The following is a 17302-nucleotide window of genomic DNA, read 5'->3' on the forward strand; positions in this document are numbered from 1 at the left end:
AGGGTATTCCGGCTGATCGCTGACCGCTGAAACCTGACACCTTCTTGTGATATCATGTCCGACCCTATGTTCAAGCAAGCGATTGATACGATGGCGGGTTTGATGCACGACGGCGGCTGGGTGATGTGGCCGCTGCTGGGATTGAGTCTGGTGGCGATGACGTTGATCGTCGAGCGCTCGTGGTTCTGGCTCGTCACCAATCGCCTCGGCCGGCGTTCGAAGTTCGAGCAGGTCGGTCAGCTATTGCGCAAAGGTGAACGGACGCGTGCGACCGCCATCGTCGATCGCGATCGTTCGGTGTACGGGCTGCTGCTTCAGCGGCTGCTTTCGGAGAAACCGACCGATGCGGCGGTGACCAATGCGATGGAGTCGATGCGGCCGGTGCTCGAACGGTTCATGGCGACGCTGGGCACGATCATCACCGCCGCTCCGATGCTCGGCATCCTCGGCACCGTCACCGGCATCATCCGCGCCTTCCATGTCCTTTCCGCCACCGACACCGTCACCGACCCGTCCAAGATCAGCGCCGGCATCGCCGAGGCGCTGCTGACCACCGTCGCCGGTCTGACCATCGCGCTGATCGTGCTCTTTCCCTACAACGCCTTCCGCGCCCAGATGGACCGCACGCTGGGCCTCATGAACGCCCTCATCGCCGCGGCGCAGGCGGAGCTCGATGAGGCGGGCAAGACGGACGAGCAGGCGCGCTCATAAAACGAAACGGTCCCGCCGCGCAAAAAAACACGGCCGAGGGCGGCCGTGCCACAGCGTTGTCAATGCGTCGATCGGCTTTTGCTTACTTCGTCGGATCAATCAGCCCCGGACCCGGCTTGGGGCCTGTCGCACCGGGAATGCTTCCGGGAGCGCCGGCGGCTTTGCGGGCTTGTTGAGCGGCGAATTGCTTGTTCAATTCGACATACGCGGCGCGCAGTTCCGACAGCGCCTGCGTGAGCAGCTTCGACTCGTCATCGCTGAGGTTGCCGTCGGTCTTCTTCTCGAGCACGCCCAGCAGGTCGATGTGCAGCTTGGCCAGATCGAGGTGTGCGATGCGCTGGCCTGTCATCGGATCGGGGATGACGCCCATGTAGAGCAGCGCCTGCGAGGCGAGTTGCTGAAGGAGCGTGTTGAAGTCAGCAGGCGGGAGTTGCCCGTGCGCGGCGCCGGTGTCGCGGGTTTCCTCGGCGAGTTTCTGTTTCTCGGCCTGGGCCTGGGCCTTCCAGTCCGAGTCGATGTGCAGGCCGGGCGCGTCGGGCTTGTTGGGATCGGGCATCGTAAGCACCTTCAAAAAGCATGGTTCATGTCGAACGAGGCGTCAGTATAGGCCGATTCACATATCGATGCACCCACGGCGGGTTGTCGGCGTATGCGTGGGCGCGATAGACTATTGAACACGCGGCCCCAACGGAGACTCGCCATTGCCGACGCCTCGTCCGATCCAACTCGCGCTGTGCCTGGCCGGGCTTGTATTCCTCGCCGTTCGCACATGCGCGTCGGCGGACCCGCTCGTCATGGACGCCATGGTTGGGCAGGTCAACGGCCGACCGATCTACGCCAGCGCCATCTTCAACGACATCGGCATCGAATCGCTGCAGCGGCTCGGCGAATCACAGCCGCGCCTCGTCTTCCGCGCTGAAGCCAAGAAGCTCATCGACGCCGACCTGCGCGCCCGCGTGCAGAACGCCGTGATCCTCGCGGAAGCGGAGCGTGGCCTGTCGGAGCGCGAGCAGCTCGGGCTGCTGGGCTATCTCAAAACGGAGCGTGAGCGCATCCTCGCCCAGTTCGGCGGCATCCTCGCCGACGCCGAAGCCGGGCTTCAACGCGAAAAGGGCCACGGGCTCGACGCTGAACTCGAAGCACGCCGCCAGCAGATCCTCACCGACAAATTCCTGCGCGACAAGCTTTATCCGAAGATTCATGTGTCCAAGCGCGATGTTGAGCGCTACTACCAGGACCACATCGCCGATTACCATCCGACGCCGATGGTCGAGCTGCGCGTGATTCTCGTGAAGGACGAGCGAACAGCGGATCAGGTCGACGCAGCGCTGAAGGCGGGGACCGAGTTCGAGGAAGCCGCACGCAAGTACAGCGTCTTCCGCGGAGCACAGGGCGGACTCATGGAAGCGTCCAAGCTCGACGGCCCGTTCGAGGAGTATCACGGACTGGCCTGGCCCGAGCTTAATGAGAAGGTGCGCACGCTGAGCGTGGGCCAGCGCACCGACCGCACGAAGATCGACATCGGCTACGGCTGGGTCGAGCTCGAAAAACTGGAGCGCGGCAAGTCCCGCACGCTGCAGGACGCCTATCTGGAAATCGAAAACGGTCTGCGCATGCAACAGTTCGGACTGCACAGCCGCAAGTACATGAACGAATTGCTCGAGCACGGCAACTACACGCCGGTCGATCAGATGTCCAACGCGCTGCTGGACGTCGCCATGTCGCGCTTCGCCCGGCCGCAGTGAAAAAGCCGTCGGCCATCAGGCGTCAGCCGTCAGAGCAATGGAAAATCCGGCTGACGGCTGATGCTGAAACCTGAACGCTTTGTACCGGAGAGCACCCGTTCCACACGAGCAGTTCGGCACATCGCTGGAGCCGGCCCTGCGCGGGACATGTGCGGATCGGTTGTCGACGATCCGATGGTTTCGCACGGACTGGCAGCGCGGCGGAGCGGTCACGGGCTTCTCAACATGGCGATGCGATGACGGCGTCGAGCGGGCGGCGGTGGTCAAGCTCCCCGTCCCGCCGCAGGAGCGCCGCTGGCTCGAACGCTTGTGCGGCGCGGCCGACGTGTGCGGCGCGGTCGTGCCCCATGTCTACGCCAGCGGGGAGCGGCTCGGCGGATACGACTTGGCATGGGTCGTGATGGAGCAATTGCGTCACGGCCCACTCGATCATACATGGAACGGCTCCGAGATCGACCTGCTCATCGAGGCGGCCGGCCGCTTCTACGCCGCCAGCGAGCAGTTCGCCGCCGACGCGCCGCCGCGCGATGAGAAGTGGGCGGATGTGCTCAAGCGGTCGCGCGACATGGTGCATCAGCAGATGCTGCCCGAAGGTCAGAAATGGAACGCGTCGATCCGGCAGCTTCAGAAGAAGCTCGCGAAGGTCATGAAGGTCTGGCATGCGCGCGACACGCAGCACTGGTGCCACGGCGATCTGCATCTGGGCAACGCCATGACGCTCGCCGCCCCGCCGCACGGGCCCGCCGTTCTGTTCGATCTGGCGCTGGTGCATACGGGGCACTGGGTTGAGGATGCGATCTATTTCGAGCATCTGTTCTGGTCGCATCCGCAGCGGCTCGGCGGGCGCGATGTCGTCAAGCTCATCGCCGAGCAGCGCCGCCATCATGGCCTGAAGCTGCAACCCAACTGGCCGCAGCTTGCCGCGATCCGCCGGGCGCTCGTCGCCGCCGCCGCGCCGCTCGAATGGAAGCATCGCCCCAACCCGGCGCACATGCATGCGTGTCTGCACGTGCTCGACCAATCGCTCGCCCATCTCTAATCCCCAGCCGGAGCATCGCCCATGCGGATCACCATCACCGATACGCCCCTTCACCTCGGACAGGCCGCCGCATCGAAAGCGATCGCCCATATCGAAACCGCCCTCGCCGCACGCGGCAAGGCCAACATCATCGTCGCCACCGGCGCCAGTCAGTTCGCCACGCTCGATCACCTCACCAAATCAATGTCGATCGACTGGTCGCGCGTGACGGGCTTTCATCTCGATGAATACCTGGGTTTGCCCATGTCGCATCCCGCTTCCTTCCGCGGGTATCTCAAGCACCGGTTCGTCGACCGCGTTCCCCTCGCCGCATTTCACTACATCAACGGCGACGCCTCCGATCCGCTCGCCGAGTGCGAACGCGCCGGCAAGTTGCTGAGGGCGCATCCGATTGATGTGGCGCTCGTCGGCATCGGCGAGAACGCGCACCTGGCTTTCAACGATCCGCCGGCGAATTTCGACACCGATGAGCCGTACATCATCGTCGATCTCGACGAGGCCTGCCGCAAACAGCAGCTTGGCGAGGGCTGGTTCCCGACGCTCGCCGACGTGCCCACGCGGGCGATTTCGATGTCGGTCACATGGATCATGAAAGCCGCCGCGATCGTCTGCTCCGTGCCCGACGAGCGCAAGGCCGAGGCCGTCCAGCGCAGCGTCGAAGGCCCCGTCTCCCCGCGCACCCCCGCGTCGATCCTTCAGCGCCATGCCAACCTCGACCTCTACCTCGACCGCGCCGCCGCGAGCCGGCTGACGAAGCGCCAATGACGCATGGCATGTTCAAAGATCGAACGAAGCGAGTTCCGCATAAACCGCCCCGCCCCGCTCCAGCACCGACTCCATCAGCACGACGCGCTCCACTTCGCAAATCACCGGCTCCGTCAACACCATTGACACGTCCGGCACATGACGCGGCGGCTTGCGGAATCGGCCCAGTGTCACATGCGGCCGATACGCCCGCCCTTCCCGACGAAAACCCACCGCCTCCATCGCATCCTCGATCTGGTCATACAACCTCATCACCGTCTCCGGCCGATCCATCTCCGCCGCCAATACGCGCGGCCGCCGCGCATCCGGCAGATACAACAGCCGTTCCGCCGCCAACTCAAACCGCCCCACTCCGCGTATCGCCTCCCGCACCGCCTCGATCACCCCCGGCAGATCAGGATCCTCCACATCGCCCAGAAACTTCACCGTGATGTGCAGGTTCTCCAACCCCGTCGGCCGCATCCCCTCGATGTCCAATCCGCGCAGCACATCCCCCATGTCCGCCCGCGTGATCGCATCCAGCGGCAGCGCGACGAAGCAGCGTTTGACGTGAAACTCCATACCTTCACTCCCCTCCCGTTGAGGGAGGGGCTGGGGGAGGGTGAATCGTATCAGTTAACTGCGGCTCCGAATCCGCGAAGTCCATCAACCGTCGAATCGCACGATGTCGGCGAATTCTTTGAGTCGATGATCGATGTCCGCCCGGCTGATTTCCATGAGCCGGTCGAGCGTGAACGATTCGATGTTGTAGCTGGCGACGATCGTGCCGTAGGCCAGCGCCCGTTTGATCGCCGGCAGGTCGACGCGGCCGGTGCTGGCGAGATAGCCCATCATCCCGCCCGCGAAGCTGTCGCCCGCACCGGTGGGGTCGATGACGTTCGCCGCCGGATACGCATGCAGCACCGCCACGCCGTCGGTGTGATTGAGCAGACACCCGTGCTCGCCCTTCTTGATCACCACGAACTTCGGCCCCATCTCGACGATCTTCTGCGATGCGACGACCATGTTGCTCTGACCCGTCAAAAGCTTCGCCTCCGAATCGTTGAGCACCAGCCCGTCGAGCTTCTTCATCAGCGCACCCAACTCGTCGCGCGCCGTGTTGATCCAAAGATCCATCGTGTCCGCCACGACCAGCTCGGCGTTCGGGAAATTCTCGAGTAGCGCCATCTGACCCAGCGGATGCGTGTTCGCCAGAAAGATGAACTTCGAATCGCGGAATCGGTCCGGCACCGGCGGGAGCGACTCGGCGAGCACATTCAATTCGACCGCCAGCGTGTCGCGATCGTTCATGTTCTCCTGATACTCGCCCGTCCAGCGGAACGTCCGGGCCCCGGCCCGCTTCTCAAGTCCCGCCGTGTCGATTTTGAAATGTTTGAACACGTTCATGTGCTCAGCCGGAAAATCCTCCCCGACTGCCGCCACGAGGCGCACGGGCGTGAAGAAAATCGCCGCCGCGGCGAAATAGACGCACGACCCGCCGAGCACATTCTCCGCGCGACCGGTGGGGGTGATGACCGTGTCGATCCCGATGCTTCCTGTGACGATCAGACTCATGATGGGTTGACTCTTAAGTTCGTTGACTCGTTAACTGGTTTTGCCCATCTGGCAGATGGTTTCGTATTGCGCCGCATCCAGCGGCATGACCGACAATCGCGACTGGCGGATCAATGCGATGTTCGCCAGCGACTTTTCCCCCTTGATCGCCGCGAGCGTGACGGGTTCAGCAAAGGGCATGACCGCCTTGACGTCGACCTGCACCGCCTTGCCCGCTTCGTCGCCCGGATCAGGGTATGCGGTCTTGGCGACCTCGACGATGCCGACGACCGCCTTGTCCGTCACCGAGTGATAGAACAGACAGCGGTCGCCCTTCTTCATCGCGCGAAGATTGATCGCCGCCTGCGCATTGCGTACGCCGCTCCAGTTCGTCGTCTTCTTCGGCGCCGCAACCTGATCGTCCCACGACCACGCGCCCGGCTCCGTCTTGATCAGCCAGTAGTTCATATTCCACCCGTTTAGCGAGCGGGCTTGCCCGCTGCCTCTCCCGAAAACTTCGCCAGACACGCATCAATACGATCCAGCGTCTTCTTTTGCCCAAGAATGTCCAGCGTCAAATCCATCGGCGGCGTCACCGCGCTGCCGCTAAGCGCCACGCGCAGCGGCTGCGCCACCTTGCCCATCCCGAGGACGCGCGTTTCGCAGAATGTCTTGATCAGCTCGTGCGCCGCCGCCCCATTGAACGGCGACAGCGCCGCCAACTCCTCACGAAACGCCTTGAGCAACGTCAGACCTTCGCCGTCGCCCTTGAGCAGATTCTTTTCGACCGCCTTCGGATCGAAATCGCTGATCGCCTCCGCCACGAAAAACGCCGCCATGTCGCACGCTTCGCTGAACACGCGCGTCCGCTCGTGATACGCCCCGGCGAGCTTCACGAACGCCGCCGCATCGAGCGCCGCCGCGAAGTCGGGCCGATAGGTTTCACACCATGCACGCCACGCCGCCGCGAACTCGTTGACGCTCATCGCGCGAATCGTATCGGCGTTGAAACTGATGAGTTTTTCCCGATCGAACCGCGCGTTCTTCTTACCCACGCGATCAAAATCGAAATGTTCACTCAGAAACACATTGTCAAACTTCTCAATATCATTGCCCGGATTCCACCCGAGCAGCGCCAGATAATTGCACAAAACCTGCGGCAGATAGCCGCTTTTCTGAAAGTCCGCCACATCGATTTCAGGCAGCGCGAGATTGAGTTCCTTCGCGATCGCCAAGGCGATTTCGATGTCGTCGGATTCCTTATTCATAAAAGCGTTCAAAGCGGAGGGGTCGAGACGGGGGGACTTAAGTCCCCCCGCCTGTGCCGCCGCGCGGGCGGCTTTCGCTTTGTCGCGTTTGGACATCTTGGAGCCGTCGGGGTTGAAGATGAGCGGGATGTGGGCGTATTTGGGGGAGGGGTAGCCAAGGGCCTGTTGCAGCGCGACGTGTTTGGGGGAGTTGGACAGGTGTTCCTGACCGCGGATGACGTGGGTCACGCCCATGTCGAAGTCGTCGACGACGACGGCGAAGTGGTATGTGGGGAAGCCGTCGCGTTTGCGGATGACGAAGTCTTCCGTCTGCCCGGCGGGGATGCGCACTTCGCCGAGCACTTCGTCGATGACGACGATGTCGTGATCGGGCATGCGAAACCGCACAGCCCCGTCATCTTCGTACGCCCGGCCGGCGTCGATCAATTTCGCAAGCGCGGCATTGTAAAGATCGAGGCGGCGCGACTGGCGGGGCTCGGCGCCCATGTTGTCCCAGTCGAGGCCGAGCCATGCCAGGTCATCGAGAATGGCGCGCTCGGCGGATTCGCTGGAGCGGACCTGATCGGTGTCTTCGATGCGGAGGAGGAATTTGCCGCCGAAGTGACGGGCGTAAGCCCAGTTGAAGAGCGCGGTGCGGGCGCCGCCGACGTGCAGATGTCCGGTCGGTGAGGGCGCGAAGCGTGTAACGACTTGTCCGGGGGTCGGTGAAGGCATGAGGGGCGATTGTAGCGGATGGATCAGCCCCCGTCCCGTTTCAGAAGCGCCATGGCGCCGCTTCCGGGGTCAGCCCTCGACGATTTCCAGGCGTTTCATGGCTTCGCGCTTGCCCAGGCCGCGCACGGCGACCCACTGCGCGAGCTGCTTCTGCCGGGGCTTGGACTTGCCGGCTTCCCAGTTATAGATCGTCAAGCCGGTCACGCCGACCAGCTTGCCGTAGTCGGCGGCGGAGATGCCCAGCTTGTCGCGATGGGACTTGACCCACTTGGGGCTGAAGCGGGCGCCTTCGGCGAGCTTGGCGGAAGGCGTGCGGACAATGCGGCGTTTTTCCTGACGCTCCAGAAAGCTCACCTGCCGGGTAAGCGACGCGACCTGGCGCTTCAGTTCGGCGATGCCGCGCCGGTGCTGGGCGGACAACTTCTTGAGCTGCGCCGTTTCGGACTTGAGCACGCGCTTGGATTGTTTGCGGATTTCCTCTTTGAGCAGGCCAGCGATATTTGCCATGGGGCTGTTCCTCTCCCGGAGTTTGGTTTTTGTGGTCCGTTATCGTAGCAGGCCCATCGATGTGGGCAAGTCAAGTGTGATAGATGAATACCTCTTAAATCGAGCAAAAGGCCCGAATTTGAGATTAACGCAAGAAATCTACGTTCGCGCGGCCAGCCCGGTTCAGGATTTATTCTGCACTTTGGCCCATGTATCGCGCAGCGTGGTGGTGCGGTTGAAGACCATGCGGTCGCCCTTCGTGTCGGCGTCAACGAGGAAGTAGCCGTGCCGCTCGAACTGCACGGCGTCGCCGGGGGCGAATGCGCGCAGACTCGGTTCGACCTTGGCGGTGACCACCTTGAGCGAATCGGGGTTGATGTTCTGAAGGTACGACTGACCTTCTGGCACATCTTCGGGGTCTTCCTTCGTGAAAAGATGGTCGTAGAGGCGCACTTGGACATCGAGGGCGTGGGCGGCGGAGACCCAGTGGATCGTGCCCTTGACCTTGCGGCCGTCGGGCGGCGCTTCGCCGCCGCGCGTGGCGGGGTCGTACGTGCAGTGCAACTCGACGACTTCGCCGGCGGCGTCCTTGATGACCTGCGTGCAGGTGATCCAGTAGCCATAGCGCAGCCGCACCTCGCGCCCCGGGCCAAGCCGGAAGAATTTGCTCGGGGGGTTCTCCATGAAGTCCTCGCGCTCGATGTAGAGCACCTTCGAGAACGGCACATCGCGCGAGCCGGCGGCGGGGTCTTCGGGATTGTTCACCGCGGGCATCGTCTCGGTCTGGCCCTCGGGGAAATTCGTGATGACGACCTTGAGCGGATTGAGCACCGCCATGGCGCGCCGCGCGGTGCGATTGAGCACTTCGCGGACGTGGAACTCGAGGCGGGCGAACTCGATGGTGTTGTCCCGCTTGGCGACGCCGATCCCGTTGCAGAAATCGCGGATGGCCTGAGCCGGGTACCCGCGGCGGCGCATGCCCGAGAGCGTCGGCATGCGCGGATCGTCCCAGCCGGCGACGTGCTTTTCCTGCACCAACTGAAGCAGCTTGCGCTTGGACATGACGGTGTACGAGAGGTTGAGCCGGGCGAATTCGATCTGCTGCGGATGATGAATGCCAAGCTGCTCGATGAACCAGTCGTAGAGCGGGCGGTGGTCTTCGAACTCGAGGGTGCAGATCGAATGCGTGATGCCTTCGATGGAGTCGGACTGGCCGTGCGCGTAGTCGTACATGGGGTAGATGCACCACGCGTCGCCGGTGCGGTGATGGCGGGCTTTCAAAATGCGGTACATCACCGGGTCGCGCAGGTTGACGTTCGCGGCGGCCATGTCGATCTTGGCGCGGAGGACGTGCGAACCATCGGGAAATTCGCCGTTTTTCATGCGATCAAACAGCGCGAGATTCTCCTCAACGCTGCGATCGCGGAACGGTGAGGGCGTGCCGGGTTTTGTCAGCGTGCCGCGCGTCTGGCGTATCTGCTCGGCGGTCTGATCGTCGACGTAGGCAAGTCCTTTGACGATCAGTTCGACCGCCCATTCGTAGAGCTGCTGAAAATAGTCGGAGGCGTAGTATTCGTGTTTGCCCCATTCGAAGCCGAGCCACTGAACATCGCGCTTGATGGAGTCGATGTACTCCTGCTCCTCCTTGACGGGGTTGGTGTCGTCGAAGCGGAGGTGGCAGCGCCCGTCGTTCTCTGCGGCGAGGCCGAAGTTGAGGCAGATTGACTTGGCGTGCCCGATGTGCAGATAGCCGTTGGGTTCGGGAGGAAAGCGCGTGATGACATTGCCGCTGTTTTTGTCGGCGCGGCGGTCGTCGGCGATGATCTGGCGGATGAAGTCTGGGGACTTTGACTCGGCTGTCGTCATGGGGAAACTCGAAACGCGATGGTCGTGAGGCGAAATCCGGAAGAAGCGCGGGGCGTTGCCCCGCCGCTAAACGTGGATCGTGATGGGTATTTTGCAGTTACCCGATGCCGCCTTTTTGGCCGGAGGAGTTGGAGAATTTGCTCAGTAGGGCGCCGAGGGATTCGCCGGTGCGCGCCTTTTTGGTGTCCTTGACGACGTATTTGGCGAGGTCTTCCTTGCTGGTCGTTTCGGTGGTGTTGTGGACATCCTTGGCGGTCAGGGCGCGAATGGACAAACCGATGCGATGCTTGCGCGGGTCGACTTCGGTGATGCGGGCGGTGACCTGCTGGCCGACTTTGACGGCCTGTTCGACCCGGTCGACGCGCTGATCGGAAAGCTGGCTGATATGGATCAGGCCTTCGACGCCCGGCTCGAGCTCGACGAAGGCGCCGAAGGCGGCGAGGCGGGTGACGGTGCCGGTCAGGTCAGCGCCCTGGGCGTAGCGGGCTTCGATGCCCTGCCACGGATCGGGGCCCGCCTCCTTGATGCTCAGCGAGATGCGATCGCCCTCTTCAGAGACCTTGAGCACTTTGACGGTGACTTTCTGCCCGACGCTGAGCACATCGGCGGGATTCTCGATGCGCTGATAGCTGATGTCGGAGACATGCACGAGGCCGTCCACGCCCGGGACGAGTTCGACAAATGCGCCGAAGTTCTGCACGCGGCGGACGACGCCTTCGCGCGTCTCGCCGATCTGAATCGTCTTGACAAGCTCCTTGCGGTTGGCGGCTTCCTCGACTTCAAGCACCGCGCGACGGGAGAGCACGATGCGCTTGCGCTTGCGGTCAAGTTCCATGACCTTGCAGCGGAGTTTCTTGTTGACGTAAGGCGTCAGATCCTCGACGCGGCCGAGCTCGATCTGGCTCACGGGCATGAACGCCCGCTGATTGGCGACCTTCAGTTCGAGCCCGCCGGTGTTCATGCCGACGACCATCGCGTCGATGATCTGATCCTTGGCGAGGGTCTTCCAGTCGGCCTTGCCGGCACCGCCGGGGATGAGCAGGCGGAGGAGGCCTTCGCCGGGGATGACTGAGTCGACGATGAACTCGATGCGATCGCCGACGCGGGGTTTTTTGTGGAACTGATCGAGGGCGCAGACGCCTTGTTCCTTGGCGCTGAACTCGACGTAGACTTCGTTGTCGCGGATGCCGGCGACGGTGCCGAAGCGGGCGCGCGGGTCGGCTTCGTCCTCGGGGACGGCGGCGGACTTGCGGGGAGGGGCGTCCGCCTGCATGAGTTCTTCGATGGTCTGATCGCCCAGCGCGTCGGCAATCTCTTTTTCGAGCTGCGCATCGAGCGGGGTGGGCGACGATGAGGATGACTCGGTCATGGGTCGTTGCGTTCCTGTAGGGATACCTCGGGGCGCGTTTCAAGGCGCATAGACGAGCCATATCTTACCCCGGATCGGCCCAATTCACCAAGCGGCGGGCGATCGGGCGGATGCGGTAGGACAGGAATGCGAAGAAAAGGCGGATTCAGCGCGGGCGTTTGCCGCCGATGGTCAGGTTCATGGGTCGGGAGACGGTGGGCTTTTTCGGCGCTTCGTCCTCGCAGCAGCCGCGCTTGCCGCGGACCTTGCGCCAGGCCAGATAACCGAGGTATCCGGCGGCGGCGAGGACGACGAGACTGACAACGAGGTTGTCGAGCATATGGCATTCTAGCCGAAGAGCGCCGTGCCGATCTGATATGTCGCCACGGCTCCGATCCATGCCAGCACCGTCATGTACACGAACACGAACAGCGACCATTTCCACGCCGACTCGCGCGCGATGACGGCGAGCGTCGCGCCGCATTGCATGCACAGGGCGAAGAAGACCATGATGGCGAAGCTGACGACGGGTGTGAACACGGCCCGGCCGTCGGGCCATTTGGAATCCGCCATGACCTTTCGCAGATTCTCCGAGTCCTCATCGACGTCGCCGCCCTGCTGATAGAGGATGCCGAGCGTGGCGATGATCGTTTCGCGGGCGGGGAAGCTGGACAGGACGCCGACGGTAATCTTCCAGTCAAAACCCGCCGGCGCGAAAATCGGCTGCACGATTTTGCCCATGCGGCCCATGTAGCTCTGCTCCAGGTACGCCGCGTCCAGATCGTCCGCCAACTCGCCGTCGATCAGCTTGTCGGCGTCGGCGCTGGACACATGATGCTCGGCGGCGATCCGCTGCACGAGATCGGCGCGCACCGAATCGGGGCGGGGGAAGTACGTCAGCGCCCAGATGATGACGGTCATGGCGAGAATGATGGTGCCGGCGCGGAGAAGAAATTCGCGGGCGCGAATCCACATGCGCCAAAGCACATCCGCCATCGCCGGGACACGATACGGCGGCATCTCCATCACGAACGTCGACGCCCGGCCCTTGAACACGAGCTTGTTGAGCACGAAGGCGATCGGCAGCGCGACGATCAGGCCCACGAAATGCATGACGAACAGGGCGAAACTCGCCCAGAAGGCGCCGTACTTGGGTTCGATGAACGCGCCGATGAGCAGGATATAGACGGGCAGTCGCGCGGAGCAGCTCATCAGCGGCGCGATGAGGATCGTGGTGAGCCGGGCTTTGGGGTCTTCGATGGTGCGCGTCGCCATCACGCCGGGGATGGCGCACGCGTAGCTGGACAACATGGGCACGAAGCTTTTTCCGCTCAGGCCGCACCAACTGAAGAGTTTGTCCATCAGGAAGGCGGCTCGGGCCATGTAGCCGGTGTCTTCGAGGAGGGAGATGAAAAAGAAAAGGATGAGGATTTGCGGGAGAAACACGAGGACGCCGCCGACGCCGGCGATGATGCCGTCGGCGACGAGGTCGGCGAGGACGGGCGTGCCGGCGAGCGCCTGGCGCGCCCAGTCGCTGAGCACGGAGAAGCCCGCGTCGATCATGTCCATGAACGGGGCGGCGAAGCTGTAGATGGACCAGAAGACGAAGTACATCACGGCGATGAAGACGACGAGCCCGGCGATGCGATGCGTCAGAATCTGATCGATCGATTCGGTGCGCGTCACGGGGCGCTCGGTTGGATGATGCACGGCGTCTTCAAGCTGCTCCGCGAGGTAGCCGTAGCGCAGGATCGACTCGGCGTGCAGCGTTTCGAGATGGGCCTGGTGCAGAAGTTCGTGCGCCGAGGCGAGCGTTTTGTGCCGCGGCTCGGCGGACCAGTGCAGGCGGTCGGCGATGGACGAATCGATGTCGAAAAGAAGGCGCAGCGCCTCGGCGCGTTCGATGGGGGTCCCGGTTTCGCGTCGCACCCCTTGAGCGATCAGGTCGGCCGCCGCCTCGACCGCCGGGGGCCAGGTCATGCGATGCGGCTTGGGCGGATGGTTCAGCGCCGCCGCGATCGCGGCGCGCAGCTCCGTCACGCCCTCGTTGCGATTTCCCACCGTCGGGATCACCGGGACGCCCAGCCGTTCGGACAGGAGCGGCAGGTCGAGCGTGATGTGCTGCTCCTTCGCGGCGTCGATCATGTTGAGAGCGACGACAATCGGCAAGCCCGTGTCGGCGACCTGCGAGGCGAGGAAGAGATTGCGGATCAGGTTCGTCGCATCGACGACGCAGACGACCAGGTCGGGGCGTCGCATGCCCGATAGATGACCGGTCAGAGCATCGATGACGACGCGTTCGTCGGCGGAGATGGCGGCGAGACTGTACGTGCCGGGCAGGTCGATGATCGTGACGGTCTGATCGCCGCATCGGGCGGAGCCGGATTTCTTTTCGACGGTCACGCCGGGGTAGTTGCCGACGCGCTGGCGTGCGCCGGTGAGGCGATTGAAGAGCGTGCTTTTGCCGGTGTTGGGATTGCCGACGAGGACGACCTCGGCGTGGTCGGTGTGAGTGAGCGGCGGTTGGGGAGAGGCGGTGGTCACGATCGATTCCGTTTGTCGTGCGGGAAAGTCAGAGGGGTGTGACCGCCAGTGCGGCGGCTTCGACGCGACGCAGACTCACGCGCGAGCCGCGCAGTTCAACCGTCAGCGGATCACCGAGCGGGGCGACGGCGATGACCTTGAAGCTCGATCCGGGCAGGAGTCCCATGGCGAGCAGGCGCTGCGTCAAAACGCCATCGCCGTCGACTTTGTCGATGCGTCCCGATTGACCGGTCTTCATTTGATCGAGCGTCATCACCGATGGCTCATCGGCGCTGCGACTTAGCGCCGGGACAGTCGGGGCGATAACACGCCGACGCGGCCGGCTGACCGCAGTGACAGATCTTCACACCCGCCAGCGCACTGCGGGACAGCGCCAGGCAGCAACCGTCGAAACGGATCATCACCGGGTCGTGATTAGTCATGACCTCCACGATCGTCCCCTCGCGCAGCCCCATGCGACGCAGATCGCGAGCGCACTGCGGCTCGGAGGCCATGCAGAGAATCTGCCCCCGTGTCCCGCGTTTGGCTGTCTGAAGCGAATCGAGCATGGGGTCGGAACCTTGTATCGCTGTTGAGAAGCAGTCTCAACTGCAAGGAATCTTAAGCTTGGCGGAGCCAGCCGTCAAGCGGTCGAGGCACCATTTTAAGACAAGATTGTCTAAAATTGCAAGTCCCTCCGCGTGGAAGGCCGATGAGGGTTTCGGTGAGTTAAACGGGCATTTGGCAGTCCCGATTGCATCGGTATAATGCTTGTGACGTTTATCACAATGTGCTTTGGAGTGACCGATGGGCATTGAACTGGCCGCCGACAATTTCATCACCACGCAGTTGCGGGCGGTCGTGAACTGGGCCCGGCGCTCGAGCATGTGGCCCCTGCCGTTCGCCACGGCCTGCTGCGGCATCGAGTTCATGGCCACCGCGTGCAGCCGGACCGACCTCGCCCGCTTCGGTGCGGAAGTCGCACGATTCTCCCCGCGTCAGGCCGACATGCTCGTGGTCGCCGGCCGCGTGAGCGTCAAGATGATGCCCGTCCTGCAGCGCATCTACGAACAGATGACCGAGCCCAAGTGGGTGATCTCCATGGGTGCCTGCGCCTCGACCGGCGGCGTGTTCGACACCTACGCCGTCGTGCAGGGCATCGACCAGTACATCCCCGTCGACGTCTATGTGCCCGGCTGCCCGCCCCGTCCCGAAACGCTCATGGAGGGCATCATGACCCTACAGCGCATCGTCGACGAAGACGGTCTGCCCCCGCGCGGCGGCAAACGCCGCCCGCTCCAAATCGCCATTCAGCCCACGCACGAAGTCCGCCCTCAACCGGTCCCGCTCACCGTCGGCACGACCTGAGCGAACTAACCGACAATCCGACGGTCGAGATCTTCCGGGGGGTCACGCGAATCGTCGATCGTGAAACGTCGTCGTTTTGCTTGATGTTCAACAGAGTCAGGGAATCACAACCGCATGACCACCTCCGCCGCACCTACGCGTCATCGCAAACTCATCGAATGGGTCGATGAAGTCGCCAAGCTTGTCACGCCCACCGATGTGCATTGGTGCGACGGGTCCGACGCCGAGTACGACCAGCTCGCCGCCCGGCTCGTCGCCGCCGGCACCTTCCGCAAGCTCAACGAAGCCAAGCGGCCCAACAGCTATCTGGCCTGGTCCGATCCCGCTGACGTCGCGCGCGTCGAGGATCGCACGTTCATCTGCTCGCTCAAAAAAGAAGACGCCGGCCCGACGAACAACTGGACCGATCCCGCCCAGATGAAAGCCAAGCTCACCGCGCTCTTCAAAGGCGCGATGGCCGGGCGCACCATGTACGTCATCCCCTACTCGATGGGCCCCGTCGGCTCGCCCATCGCGCACATCGGCGTGCAGATCACAGATTCGGCCTACGTCGTGTGCAACATGAAGATCATGGCGCGCATCGGCACCCCGGTGCTCAAAGTGCTCGGCGAGGACGGGCCGTTCGTGCCGGGACTGCATAGCGTCGGCTACCCGCTCGACAACGGGCGCGACGATGTGCCCTGGCCCTGCAACTCGCAGGACAAGTACATCGTGCACTTCCCCGAGTCGCGCGAAATCTGGTCATACGGCTCGGGCTACGGGGGCAATGCGCTGCTGGGCAAAAAATGCTTCGCGCTGCGCATCGCATCGGTCATGGCGCGCGATCAGGGGTGGATGGCCGAGCACATGCTCATCCTCAAACTCACCAGCCCCGAAGGCGAAGTGAAGTACATCACCGGCGCCTTCCCCTCCGCCTGCGGCAAGACAAATCTCGCCATGCTTGAGCCCACGCTGCCGGGATGGAAGGTCGAGACGGTCGGCGACGACATCGCATGGATGAAGTTCGGCAAGGACGGCCGGCTCCGCGCGATCAATCCGGAAGCCGGTTTCTTCGGCGTCGCGCCGGGCACGAGCGACGAAACCAATTTCAACGCCATGCGCTCCTTCGACAAGAACGCGATCTTCACGAACGTCGCCCTGACCGACGACGGTGATGTGTGGTGGGAAGGTCTGCGGGCGGTGCCGCGGCATCTGGTCAACTGGCTCGGTCACGACTGGCACCCCGGCGATGCTGAGAAAGCAGCGCATCCCAATTCGCGCTTCACCGCCCCGGCCAAACAGTGCCCCGTCATCGCCCCCGAATGGGAGGACCCCGAAGGCGTGCCGATCGACGCCATCCTTTTCGGCGGACGCCGCGCCAGCACGCAGCCGCTCGTGCTCGAAGCGTTCGACTGGACGCACGGTACGTTTCTCGCATCGACGATGGCGTCGGAAAAGACCGCCGCCGCGGCGGGGAAAGTCGGCGAGCTGCGCTTCGATCCGATGGCGATGCTGCCCTTCTGCGGATATCACATGGGTGACTACTGGCAGCACTGGCTGGACATGGGCGCGCGCGGCGGGGCGAAGATGCCCAAGATTTTCTACGTCAACTGGTTCCGCAAGAGCGCGTCGGGCAAATGGCTCTGGCCCGGCTTCGGGGAGAACAGCCGCGTGCTCAAGTGGGTCTGTCAGCGGTGCGACGACAAGGCCCAGGCGATTGAAAGTCCGATCGGTCTGCTCCCGGCGGCGGGCGATCTGGACCTCGCCGGTCTGAACATCGCGCCCGAGAACCTCGCTGAGCTTCTTTCCGTCAAGACCGACGAATGGCGGGCGATGATCCCGCAGCTCGAAGCGCACTACGCCAAATTCGGCGACAAACTTCCGGCGGCGCTGCGTGAGCAATTGATGAATCTTGAAATACGGCTCCAACGCGCTTGAATCAGGCGGACCGCGTCAG

At 63.3% G+C, this 17302-nt stretch carries 17 protein-coding genes; 6 read left to right on the forward strand and 11 right to left on the reverse strand.

The features are described 5' to 3' along the window. The first annotated feature begins 54 nt into the window (after positions 1 to 54). Positions 55 to 711: a MotA/TolQ/ExbB proton channel family protein gene (locus GC162_08015; GenBank protein ID MBI1368587.1), complete on the forward strand. Its 657-nt coding sequence runs from the start codon at positions 55 to 57 to the stop codon at positions 709 to 711. An 82-nt stretch (positions 712 to 793) separates the two neighbouring features. Here the strand turns inward: GC162_08015 and GC162_08020 are convergent, their stop codons facing one another. Further along, positions 794 to 1267 carry a DUF1844 domain-containing protein gene (locus tag GC162_08020; GenBank protein ID MBI1368588.1) on the reverse strand — a complete coding sequence of 158 codons (474 nt, stop codon included), beginning with the start codon at positions 1265 to 1267 and terminating at the stop codon, positions 794 to 796. Between the two features lie 145 nt (positions 1268 to 1412). On the opposite strand from GC162_08020, the gene GC162_08025 reads away from it, so the two are divergent. From GC162_08025 to GC162_08035, 3 genes are all read left to right on the forward strand, one after another. After that, on the forward strand, positions 1413 to 2456 hold the full coding sequence (locus tag GC162_08025) for a hypothetical protein (protein MBI1368589.1): 1044 nt from the start codon (positions 1413 to 1415) through the stop codon (positions 2454 to 2456). Positions 2457 to 2526: 70 nt separating this feature from the next. Further along, positions 2527 to 3495 carry a phosphotransferase gene (locus tag GC162_08030; GenBank protein MBI1368590.1) on the forward strand — a complete coding sequence of 323 codons (969 nt, stop codon included), beginning with the start codon at positions 2527 to 2529 and terminating at the stop codon, positions 3493 to 3495. A 21-nt stretch (positions 3496 to 3516) separates the two neighbouring features. Beyond that, the gene (locus GC162_08035) at positions 3517 to 4260 is read left to right on the forward strand and encodes a glucosamine-6-phosphate deaminase (GenBank protein ID MBI1368591.1); all 744 of its coding nucleotides are present in this window, start codon (positions 3517 to 3519) and stop codon (positions 4258 to 4260) included. Between the two features lie 12 nt (positions 4261 to 4272). Here GC162_08035 and thpR read toward each other — a convergent pair whose 3' ends face one another. The 10 genes from thpR to GC162_08085 all read right to left on the reverse strand — a co-directional run bounded on the left by thpR (position 4273) and on the right by GC162_08085 (position 14567). Continuing rightward, positions 4273 to 4821 (reverse strand): RNA 2',3'-cyclic phosphodiesterase, encoded by a 549-nt coding sequence (gene thpR / locus GC162_08040; protein MBI1368592.1) that lies wholly within the window; start codon positions 4819 to 4821, stop codon positions 4273 to 4275. Between the two features lie 84 nt (positions 4822 to 4905). After that, positions 4906 to 5817 carry a sugar kinase gene (locus GC162_08045; GenBank protein ID MBI1368593.1) on the reverse strand — a complete coding sequence of 304 codons (912 nt, stop codon included), beginning with the start codon at positions 5815 to 5817 and terminating at the stop codon, positions 4906 to 4908. 27 nt (positions 5818 to 5844) lie between these two features. After that, positions 5845 to 6261: an EVE domain-containing protein gene (locus GC162_08050; GenBank protein ID MBI1368594.1), complete on the reverse strand. Its 417-nt coding sequence runs from the start codon at positions 6259 to 6261 to the stop codon at positions 5845 to 5847. Positions 6262 to 6272: 11 nt separating this feature from the next. Further along, positions 6273 to 7775, reverse strand: coding sequence for a hypothetical protein (locus GC162_08055; protein MBI1368595.1), 1503 nt, complete (start codon positions 7773 to 7775; stop codon positions 6273 to 6275). Between the two features lie 69 nt (positions 7776 to 7844). Further along, positions 7845 to 8282, reverse strand: a complete 438-nt coding sequence (locus tag GC162_08060) for a helix-turn-helix domain-containing protein (protein ID MBI1368596.1) — start codon at positions 8280 to 8282, stop codon at positions 7845 to 7847. A 162-nt stretch (positions 8283 to 8444) separates the two neighbouring features. Further along, positions 8445 to 10127, reverse strand: a complete 1683-nt coding sequence (locus GC162_08065; GenBank protein ID MBI1368597.1) for a glutamine--tRNA ligase/YqeY domain fusion protein — start codon at positions 10125 to 10127, stop codon at positions 8445 to 8447. Between the two features lie 97 nt (positions 10128 to 10224). Continuing rightward, positions 10225 to 11496, reverse strand: coding sequence for a S1 RNA-binding domain-containing protein (locus GC162_08070; protein MBI1368598.1), 1272 nt, complete (start codon positions 11494 to 11496; stop codon positions 10225 to 10227). 327 nt (positions 11497 to 11823) lie between these two features. After that, positions 11824 to 14019 carry a ferrous iron transport protein B gene (feoB, locus tag GC162_08075; protein ID MBI1368599.1) on the reverse strand — a complete coding sequence of 732 codons (2196 nt, stop codon included), beginning with the start codon at positions 14017 to 14019 and terminating at the stop codon, positions 11824 to 11826. A gap of 28 nt (positions 14020 to 14047) precedes the next feature. Beyond that, positions 14048 to 14272 (reverse strand): ferrous iron transport protein A, encoded by a 225-nt coding sequence (locus GC162_08080; GenBank protein MBI1368600.1) that lies wholly within the window; start codon positions 14270 to 14272, stop codon positions 14048 to 14050. Positions 14273 to 14282: 10 nt separating this feature from the next. Further along, a complete protein-coding gene (locus GC162_08085) occupies positions 14283 to 14567 on the reverse strand; it encodes a hypothetical protein (protein ID MBI1368601.1) in 285 nt (94 codons plus the stop codon). Between the two features lie 238 nt (positions 14568 to 14805). On the opposite strand from GC162_08085, the gene GC162_08090 reads away from it, so the two are divergent. Then, positions 14806 to 15366 carry an NADH-quinone oxidoreductase subunit B gene (locus tag GC162_08090; protein MBI1368602.1) on the forward strand — a complete coding sequence of 187 codons (561 nt, stop codon included), beginning with the start codon at positions 14806 to 14808 and terminating at the stop codon, positions 15364 to 15366. Positions 15367 to 15480: 114 nt separating this feature from the next. Next, positions 15481 to 17283 (forward strand): phosphoenolpyruvate carboxykinase (GTP), encoded by a 1803-nt coding sequence (locus tag GC162_08095; GenBank protein MBI1368603.1) that lies wholly within the window; start codon positions 15481 to 15483, stop codon positions 17281 to 17283. Positions 17284 to 17302: the final 19 nt, after the last annotated feature.

It is taken from the genome of Planctomycetota bacterium (genome assembly GCA_016125255.1).
In the GTDB taxonomy this organism is placed as follows: Bacteria; Planctomycetota; Phycisphaerae; order Phycisphaerales; family Zrk34; genus RI-421.

Coding starts and splice junctions, on each gene's coding strand:
- GC162_08015 (MBI1368587.1), top strand. CDS start 55: ATGTCCGACCCTATGTTCAAGCAAGCGATTGATACGATGGCGGGTTTG.
- GC162_08020 (MBI1368588.1), bottom strand. CDS start 1,267: ATGCCCGATCCCAACAAGCCCGACGCGCCCGGCCTGCACATCGACTCG.
- GC162_08035 (MBI1368591.1), top strand. CDS start 3,517: ATGCGGATCACCATCACCGATACGCCCCTTCACCTCGGACAGGCCGCC.
- thpR (MBI1368592.1), bottom strand. CDS start 4,821: ATGGAGTTTCACGTCAAACGCTGCTTCGTCGCGCTGCCGCTGGATGCG.
- GC162_08050 (MBI1368594.1), bottom strand. CDS start 6,261: ATGAACTACTGGCTGATCAAGACGGAGCCGGGCGCGTGGTCGTGGGAC.
- GC162_08055 (MBI1368595.1), bottom strand. CDS start 7,775: ATGCCTTCACCGACCCCCGGACAAGTCGTTACACGCTTCGCGCCCTCA.
- GC162_08060 (MBI1368596.1), bottom strand. CDS start 8,282: ATGGCAAATATCGCTGGCCTGCTCAAAGAGGAAATCCGCAAACAATCC.
- GC162_08065 (MBI1368597.1), bottom strand. CDS start 10,127: ATGACGACAGCCGAGTCAAAGTCCCCAGACTTCATCCGCCAGATCATC.
- GC162_08070 (MBI1368598.1), bottom strand. CDS start 11,496: ATGACCGAGTCATCCTCATCGTCGCCCACCCCGCTCGATGCGCAGCTC.
- GC162_08080 (MBI1368600.1), bottom strand. CDS start 14,272: ATGACGCTCGATCAAATGAAGACCGGTCAATCGGGACGCATCGACAAA.
- GC162_08085 (MBI1368601.1), bottom strand. CDS start 14,567: ATGCTCGATTCGCTTCAGACAGCCAAACGCGGGACACGGGGGCAGATT.
- GC162_08090 (MBI1368602.1), top strand. CDS start 14,806: ATGGGCATTGAACTGGCCGCCGACAATTTCATCACCACGCAGTTGCGG.
- GC162_08095 (MBI1368603.1), top strand. CDS start 15,481: ATGACCACCTCCGCCGCACCTACGCGTCATCGCAAACTCATCGAATGG.